7 protein-coding genes are annotated in these 7,865 nt (G+C 67.3%); 1 reads left to right on the forward strand and 6 read right to left on the reverse strand.

The features are described 5' to 3' along the window. Nucleotides 1-452: 452 nt before the first annotated feature. Both KME75_RS37930 and KME75_RS37935 read right to left on the reverse strand, forming a co-directional pair. Complete coding sequence (locus tag KME75_RS37930) at nucleotides 453-1,283, reverse strand: GntR family transcriptional regulator (protein ID WP_308283442.1); 831 nt, start codon at nucleotides 1,281-1,283, stop codon at nucleotides 453-455. Nucleotides 1,284-2,098: 815 nt separating this feature from the next. Then, nucleotides 2,099-3,412 (reverse strand): ISL3 family transposase, encoded by a 1,314-nt coding sequence (locus KME75_RS37935; protein ID WP_219419768.1) that lies wholly within the window; start codon nucleotides 3,410-3,412, stop codon nucleotides 2,099-2,101. A gap of 191 nt (nucleotides 3,413-3,603) precedes the next feature. Between KME75_RS37935 and KME75_RS37940 the strand changes: the two genes are divergently transcribed. Further along, a complete protein-coding gene (locus KME75_RS37940; RefSeq protein ID WP_372452753.1) occupies nucleotides 3,604-4,911 on the forward strand; it encodes an IS256 family transposase in 1,308 nt (435 codons plus the stop codon). Between the two features lie 193 nt (nucleotides 4,912-5,104). On the opposite strand, the gene KME75_RS37945 is transcribed toward KME75_RS37940, so the two are convergent. The 4 genes from KME75_RS37945 to KME75_RS37960 all read right to left on the reverse strand — a co-directional run bounded on the left by KME75_RS37945 (nucleotide 5,105) and on the right by KME75_RS37960 (nucleotide 7,739). Continuing rightward, on the reverse strand, nucleotides 5,105-5,251 hold the full coding sequence (locus tag KME75_RS37945; RefSeq protein WP_219419770.1) for a hypothetical protein: 147 nt from the start codon (nucleotides 5,249-5,251) through the stop codon (nucleotides 5,105-5,107). A gap of 43 nt (nucleotides 5,252-5,294) precedes the next feature. Beyond that, nucleotides 5,295-6,158, reverse strand: coding sequence for a hypothetical protein (locus KME75_RS37950; protein ID WP_219419771.1), 864 nt, complete (start codon nucleotides 6,156-6,158; stop codon nucleotides 5,295-5,297). Nucleotides 6,159-6,325: 167 nt separating this feature from the next. After that, a complete protein-coding gene (locus KME75_RS37955; protein ID WP_372452754.1) occupies nucleotides 6,326-7,141 on the reverse strand; it encodes an HARBI1 family protein in 816 nt (271 codons plus the stop codon). A gap of 157 nt (nucleotides 7,142-7,298) precedes the next feature. After that, a complete protein-coding gene (locus KME75_RS37960; RefSeq protein WP_219419773.1) occupies nucleotides 7,299-7,739 on the reverse strand; it encodes a hypothetical protein in 441 nt (146 codons plus the stop codon). Between the last annotated feature and the right edge of the window lie 126 nt (nucleotides 7,740-7,865).

Raw genomic sequence — 7,865 nt, forward strand, 5'->3', positions numbered from 1 at the left:
GGCCACCGCGCGGTCGCCACCCGCTACGACAAGCGCGACTACATGTTCCGCGGAACCATCGACGTCGCCTCGATCAGGATCTGGCTCCGCGACCCCGTCCCATGATCCAAGGGACACGCTCTAGTGCGGTCACCTCCGCGGCTGACCTCTCAGGAGTTCTACAACTTTGTCTAAACCTTTCGGGGGAGGACCTCCTGTTGTCAAGTGTTCGCTGTGGATCAGCTGGGAACCACGCGCACGGGGTTCGTGTAACGGTCTGCGGCGGTGTCAGTAGGGCGGAGCTGACCTCGCTGCCCACCATCTCGAGGTGCGCGCATCGGATCGACGACCCGCCGCTCGGGCGAGCCCACATCCACCAGCACGGGCGCGGCATCGCTTGCGCCAGCGCGGTCAGCGGGACTCAGAACGTCGGCGTTCGTGCCGACCAGTACGACTGGCCGCCGCCAGGAAATTCAGGGGTCACGTCGAGAGGCGGGCACCGCGCCGCCCACGTCAAGTCCCTTCGATGACACTCCCCATGACCACTGCACCGTGTTCGACACGCGTTCTGTCCGGATCACCATAGGGTCACCGGTGATGCTCGCGCGGTCGAACACGATCGGGCTGTCGTCGATACCGAGCGTAACCCGCTCTCTGACGAACACGGGGCTGCCCTGGGTGATTCGCAGGTAACGGGCCGCCTCGCAGGTCACTAGCGCGGGCCTGATGGTCTCCGAGCCCCGGGAGACGGCCACACCGGCGTGTTCGGCGAGCGCCGCGTACAGCGTCATTTCCGTGAAGTCCATCTGCCGAATGCTCTCGGCGAACGGTTCGGGCACCCAGGAGACCTGGTGCACGGCGGGCTTGCCGTCGACGATGCGCAGCCGTTCGATCCGCAGTGCGCGTTGCCTCCTGGAGATGGCCAGCACCGCACACACCGAGGCAGGGGGTTGCCGGTTACCCAACCGGACGACCTTGGTCTCCACGTCGATGCCCTGACTGCGCAACTCGTCAGACATGCTGCGCAGCGTCTCGCGCTGGTAGGCCAGCTTAGGTGGGGTGACGAACGTGCCACGACCGGGCTGCTGCACCACCAGCCCTTCGTCGCTGAGCAGCCGCAGCGCCTGCCGTAGCGTCATCAGTGTGACGCCGTAGGAGGCGCTGAGTTCGCGCTGGGAGGGCAAGGCCTCACCGGGGCGATAGTTACCCGCCCGGATCGCTGACGCCAGGTCCTTCCGGATCTGCTCATACTTGGGTGTGCCGCGTCCGCCGGTCTCAGCCGTTGGAGCCCTGTAGTCTTGCACGGAGTTCGTCGCCCCGGTCCTCTCGTACCTGGCTGCCGCGCTGCTGGCTCGCCGCGGCAGTTGTCCGATGGACCATATACGTCTACGCAACGATACCGACGTGTGGACCAGAGCCCTATCCGCTGTTTGGGTGATCGGGCGTATCCGGCCTCTCTCAATGCTTACGCCGGTTCCGCCCTGGTCCAATGCATGCGCGGTCGTCGCCAATCTCGCCGAGGGCTCCAGCACCGGACAGATCGGCCAGGCCGGGAAGCTGGTGGTGATGACGTGGCCCGGGTGCGGCTGGAACGCCTCGGTGGTGGCCTCGGCGAGCATCGGCAGCGCTCGGCAGCGGCGAGCGTGGGCGCCAACGCGAGGACCACACCGGCTCCATATCGCTGCCGCCAGGTGTCCACTGGGGACAGAATGCTCCAGCAGACCTGCACAACCGCGCTGCGAGTAGGTGTGCGAGCTGGGCGAGTGGGTCGGGCCGCAACCGGTCGTAATGTGCGGCGGCCATCTCGTGGACATCGATCTCCCGGGTGACGAAGGGGCGCCAGGCTTCGGGGCGTAGGTGCGGGACATCGGGGCGTCCGTATGCCCGCGCAAACAGCAGTGGACTGCGGAACACCCCTGGCCCGTAGGTGGACGCCAGCCGAGTGTGCAGCACGATTTCGCGAGTGCCCGGCAAGCCTGCGTCGTCAGCCTGGCCATAGCGCCGCAGCCGAGAAAGCGCTCGCGCACCTCGTCGAGCGGGACCTCCTCGATTCTGCCGAGATTTCCGACGTATGGGTATCCGTTCAGCACAGCCAGCAACGAAACCGGCTCTTCCGGATTCAGAGTGCGAGGTGGCCGCAGTGGAGCAGCGCGCGGAGTCGGTAGTTGATCAGGTTGCGGAAGCCCAGCGCGTTGCGTCGTAGCGCTTCGAGGCGGCCGTTGATGGCTTCGGTGGGTCCGTTCGAGGCGCGGTTGGTGAAGTAGGCCAGCACGTCGTCACGGCGACGGTGCAGGGTGCGCCCGAGCGTGGCCAGCTCCTCGAGCCCGGCCGGGACTCCGGCGCGGATGGAGTCGATGACCCTGGTCAGCAGCGTCTTGCCCTGGCGGGGGTCGGGGTGGCCGTAGGCGGCGATGATGTCCTGGTAGACCCGGTAGGTGACCTCGACCGGGACGTGGTCGTCAGTGGCGAACACCGCGTCGAGCCGGGCCTGCTGGCGTGCGGTGAGCAGCTCGGTGCGGGTGCGCAGGACGCGGCGGACGCGGTAGAGCGGGTCGCCGGTCCGGCCGCGATGCCCGAGCGTGGTCTGCTGCACGCGTTGGCGGCATAGGTCGAGCTTCGTGCCGGCCAGGGCGACGACGTGGAAGGGATCCATGACGGTGACCGCGTCGGGGACCGCGCTGGTGGCGGCGTTCTTGTAGCCGCCGAATCCGTCCATCGCCACGACCTGCACCTGCTGGCGGAACTCGGGGGTGCGGGCGGCGAGCCAGCCGGTCAGGGCGGCCGCTGAACGGCCCGCGACCAGGTCGAGCAGCCGCGCCCGCCCGGTCTGCTCCACGACGGGGGTGAGGTCGACGATCACGGTGACGTAGCCGTCGCCGTCGGCGTGGCGGGTGTGGGCCCAGCGGTGCTCGTCGACCCCGATCACCCGCACCCCGTCCAGGCGGGCAGGGCCGGCGGCGGCCAGCAGCTCGGTGGTCGCCTCGACCGCGATCGTGTTGATCGTGTCCCAGGATCGGCCCAGCTCGCGGGCGACCGCGGCGACGGTGACCCGGTCGCCGATCAAGCGGCGCAGGACGTAGCGTGCGCAGCGCCGGGTGGTCGACGTCCCGGACCGGGCCAGCCCGGAGGTGTCATGGTTGAAGATCACCCGCTCACACGGCGACGCCGGGCAGCGGTAGCGCGGGACGCGCACCAGCAGGACCAGCGGGTGCCCAGCCACGGGCAGGTCGGTCAGCCGGCGCTCGACGCTGTCGCGGTAGATCCCGACCGTCCCGCAGCCCGGGCAGCGGGCTGGATCGCGGGCGGTGAGGTCGCACCACACCACCGTCGTCTCCGCGTCGATGGCGGCGTCGGTGATCGTGACGCCGAGTTCGACCGTGCGGACGATCGTGTCGGCCAGGACCTGGGCGGGCGAGAACGTAGGCTGCGACACAGGGCCCCCGGGTGGCGGTGATCATGGCGTGAGAACCTGCATCATCAGCCACCCGGGGCCCGTCTCCCCGCACCGACACGACCGCTCCTGGCGCCGGGACGTCACGGGCTTACGTGCACTTCATTTTCGGGGGGCGTGTCACGCGAACGGTGTAAGCCGCGGGTGGACCAAGATCGACCGCAGTGATCGACATGGCGGTCGGGAAGGACACCCACGTGAGCAAGAACCAGCCGGATCCCGACGCTGAGACCGCGGCTGCCCGCCGGCTCGCCGAGGCCCTCGAGCCGTCGGCGATCGACGCACTGCTGGCCGACGCGAAGGCCGCCGGCACCCCGATCGACGGCGTCGACGGACTGCTCAACCAGATGACCAAGGCGGTGCTCGAGCGCGCACTCCAGACCGAAATGACCCACCATCTGGGCTACGAACGTGACGACCCTGCCGGGCACGGGAGCGGCAATTCCCGTAATGGCAGTTCGGCGAAGACGGTGTCGACCACGAACGGGCCGGTCACGATCAGCGTGCCGCGCGACCGGAACGGCGAGTTCGAACCGCGGATCGTGCCGAAACGGGCGCGGCGGGTCGGACAGATCGACGAGCTGGTGCTGTCCTGCTACGCACGCGGGATGTCGACCCGCGACATCGAGGCGCACCTGTTCGAAGTATATGGGGTGCAAGCATCCCGGGAAATGATCTCGAACATCACCGATGTGGTCACCGATGAAATCGAGATCTGGCGGAATCGCCCGGTCGACGAGGTGTACCCGATCGTCTATATCGACGGCATCCGGATCAAGGTGCGAGACAAGGGCGCAGTCACGATCAAGGTCGCGCACCTGGTCATCGGGGTGGACGTCGATGGGCGCAAGCACGCGCTGGGCTGCTGGATCGCCGAGGCCGAGGGCGCGAAGTTCTGGCACTCGGTGCTCACCCAGCTGCGCAACCGCGGACTGCGCGACATCCTGATCGCCTGCTGTGACGGCCTAACCGGGCTGCCCGACGCCATCACCTCGGTGTTTCCCGACACGGTCGTGCAGACCTGCGTCGTGCACGTCATCCGCAGCGCCATGCGGTTCGTGTCCTATCAAGATAGAAAGAAGATCACGAAGTCGATGCGGACGATCTACACCGCGCCCACTGTGGAGGCTGCCGAGCTCGCGCTCAAGGAGCTTGACACCGACTGGGGGCGGCAGTACCCAGGCGTGATCGACGTGTGGCGCCGCGCCTGGAGTGAGTTCATCCCATTCCTGGACTATCCGGCCGAGCTGCGCCGGGTCGTCTACACCACCAACGCCATCGAATCCATCAACTTCCAACTCCGCAAGATCACCAAGACTCGCGGCCACTTCCCATCCGACGAAGCGGCAATGAAGCTGCTCTACCTCGGGCTTCGCAACATTTCCAGCAAGAGAGGAGGCGAATCAGGAACCGGAACCCATGGATGGAAGACCGCATTGAACACGCTCGTCGTTCTCTTCCCCGGACGACTCCCTCTGTGATAGTTTAACGACATCAGTCACCTGTGGCTTACACGGGAATCGTGACAAGCCCTTTTCGGGAAGAGCCCGTAAACCTGGTGGTGCTCAGTGCCTTCTGAATGACCTCACGCTACTTCTCAAGGCGAGATTGCGAGGTCCTGAGGGACTTCCGAGACACCATCCCCGCGCAGTCGAACCGCGCACGTCGCGGTGTTCACCGTGCTCGCCCAATGACCTCGGCGCGCGCCTGGGTCGAGCTGGCCTGCTCACCAGCCCGGAACAGGTTCTGCACGTTCCACATGTCGACCCGCACCACCAAAATCCGATCATCCGCCACCGGGCCGATCTGCGACACCGCCACGACGCGCGATGCAAGATCCTAGGTGCGAGCTGCTGGCGGCTTATTACTTCCGGTGGTCCGGCAGCTGGGAGGTCATCCTGTGTGTTTCGGCGAGCAGCTCGTTCAACGCGGCTGCGGCTGCGCGGACGCCCTCGACCGTTTCGCCAGCGTCGACGACGTAATCCGCAGCGGGGACAGGTGCTCCGGTGAGCCGTTCGCGTAGCTCGGACTCCTTGCGCCGGCTGCTCTCCTCGTCGCGACGAGCCTGCTCACGGGCGTCCAGCTCGCGGGACGGACCAATCATCTGCTCGAGCCGGTGGCGCACCGCGTCCAGCTCCCCTCGAATCGTCGCGATCTGCTGACTCTTCTGCTCGACCACATCGGCCAAGCCGGGACGAGCCCGGGCCTCGGCGAGGTCAGCCTCCAGCGGCTCCAACTCACGATATGCGGTGACGACCCACCACAGCAGCGGAGGCACCACACGATCGTGGTCAACCAACCCAGACGTCCACGCCTGGGTAGCGGCGAGCCGGCCCACAACTTCGCAAAACGACCACACCTCGGGCTCCTGCGGGTCGATCCTGAGCACCTTACCCGCCGCTCGAGACCGACGTTGCTCCGCCCGCAAATATCGGATAGCAACGACCGCAGCCACGCCGACAATCATCCCGACGACGGCGAGACCAATCACTCCCGCGACTCCGCCGACGGCGTAGCCGAGGAGGACTCCGACGACGAGGCCGACCGCTACGCCCCCAAGGACACCGGCGCAGCCTTCCACCGCCTCGATCGTCAAAGTGTCCGCGACGCGTTCCCCGGGCCGCAGGACCTTCGGGTCCCCCACGACGTAGTAGCGATCCCGCATCCCGCGACAACGCGCGAACGACGGGAACAGGTGATGCGTGCCGAGTTCGGGAACCGTACCCATAGTGCACAGCAGTCTCCTACGGCAAGACACTGTAACCAAGTACCGATCCCGACCTACTACTCACAGCCTCCGTGTCCGCGGGCACGAGCAGCGGCACCGCGACGCATGCTGAGTGAGGGTTGAGCGTGCGTACGGCTGTCACTGCGCCATTCGCAGTAGCGGGTCGATCATATGGTTCGTTCGTGCTCGGTGTGCAGCAGGACAAGTGCGGCGGTGACCGCGCCGATCCGCCACGGGCACAGGCTGACCCGGCGCAGGGCTTTGAAGGTGGTCTTGAGCAGGGAGTTCCCGCGCTCGGCCAGCGCGCGGGTGGCGGAGTGCAGCATGTTGACGGTGCGCTGGGTGGCGGTGAGTCGGGCGGGTTTGGCGGGCTTCTTGATCGGGCAGATGAGCCGATCGGCCTCGCCGAGGTAGCCCAGGTCGGCCAGCACCACACGGTCGGTGTCGGTCCAGGCGTCGAGCGCGGAGAACAGGCCGGGGTGGGCCCGGGCGCAGGTCAGGTCGTGTTCGCGGCCGGGACGAACCTGCGAGGTCCACAGCGGCCAGCCGTCCGGGGCGGTCACGACCTGCACGTTCCCGCCGTGGTGATGGTGCTTGCCCGACCACCACAGGTCCACCGGCTTGCCGTTGACGACGGTCGGGCCGGCGGCCTTGTTGCGGTCGGTGCGCACCAACGTGTCGTCGAGTTGGACGTGGGTGTGCCCGGCGAGCTGCGCGGCGAGCAGTGCCCCGTGCAGGCCCGGCGCTGCCGCGGCGAGGACGTCGATGCCCTCGTGCAGGTAGCGGTAGGCCGTCCACAGGCCGATACCGTTGTCGACGGCGAGCTGAGCGACCCGGGTCGCGTCGAGGAACCAGCGCAGCACCAGCACCGCGTGCCTCCACGGCCCCAGCGCGCCGCGTCCTTGCCGGGTGCCGCGTTCGCAGCGCTCACCAGCCAGAAGCTGGGACAGGCGGACCGCGGGGTGCTCCCCGGTCGGGAGCACACCGGTGTAGGTGACAGGATCGGACACGCGGGACCTCGGTGTGGGCAGTCGATCTTTAGGCGGACCGGCTCTTCTACCGGGGTCCCGCACCCGTTCGTGATCATCTCCGCCTGCTCGGCGTGTCGCGGTCCCAGCTCATCGCACTACTGAGAAAGCCTCACTGAGGCCTCCGCGCGTAGTGCCATTCGATAGTCACGGTGGCTGGGTCGAAGGTCCGCGCTCCCTGCCGGGTTCGGTGCACCTTGACGGTGCACAACACCCGTATCACCTCGCGTCGCTGGGGCAGGGTCAGCGCTACCCACCGTTCCCGCGCGCTCGGGCCCGCCAGGTCGGCAACCAGCGGTGGGACAGCTATCGGGAGTGCTCGTTGCTGGGCCACGTCGATCCTGGCAAGCAAGTCCGGCTCGAACTCGAGGAATGACCCTAGCGAGATCCATCCAGCTCGCTTGGCTGCCCGCAGCTCGGTCAACTCCGCCTGCAGCCCTGCGAGCTCCCGCTGGGCCGCTTGCACGTCATCGCTGTCGTCGACGTTGAACACGTCGAGCGCGTCCGGCTGAGACAGGCGTTCGATCAGCACGTCGGTGACGTAGGTGTCCACCCAGGGGGTCGGCAAAGTCAGATGATCTTGAGTAGTTGGAGCGGTCGACGGGCGTCGCGGGCGTGATGGCGTAGGGCCTTGGCGATGTTGGTGGCGCCCGCGAGGCGGTGCAGGCTGATCACGAGG

It is taken from the genome of Pseudonocardia nigra, assembly GCF_019396355.1.
GTDB classification, from domain to species: domain Bacteria; phylum Actinomycetota; class Actinomycetes; order Mycobacteriales; family Pseudonocardiaceae; genus Pseudonocardia; species Pseudonocardia nigra.

Bases quoted from the DNA above. Each gene is read 5' to 3' on its own strand.
- KME75_RS37950 (WP_219419771.1), bottom strand. From the start codon at position 6,158: ATGGGTACGGTTCCCGAACTCGGCACGCATCACCTGTTCCCGTCGTTC.
- KME75_RS37940 (WP_372452753.1), top strand. From the start codon at position 3,604: ATGGCGGTCGGGAAGGACACCCACGTGAGCAAGAACCAGCCGGATCCC.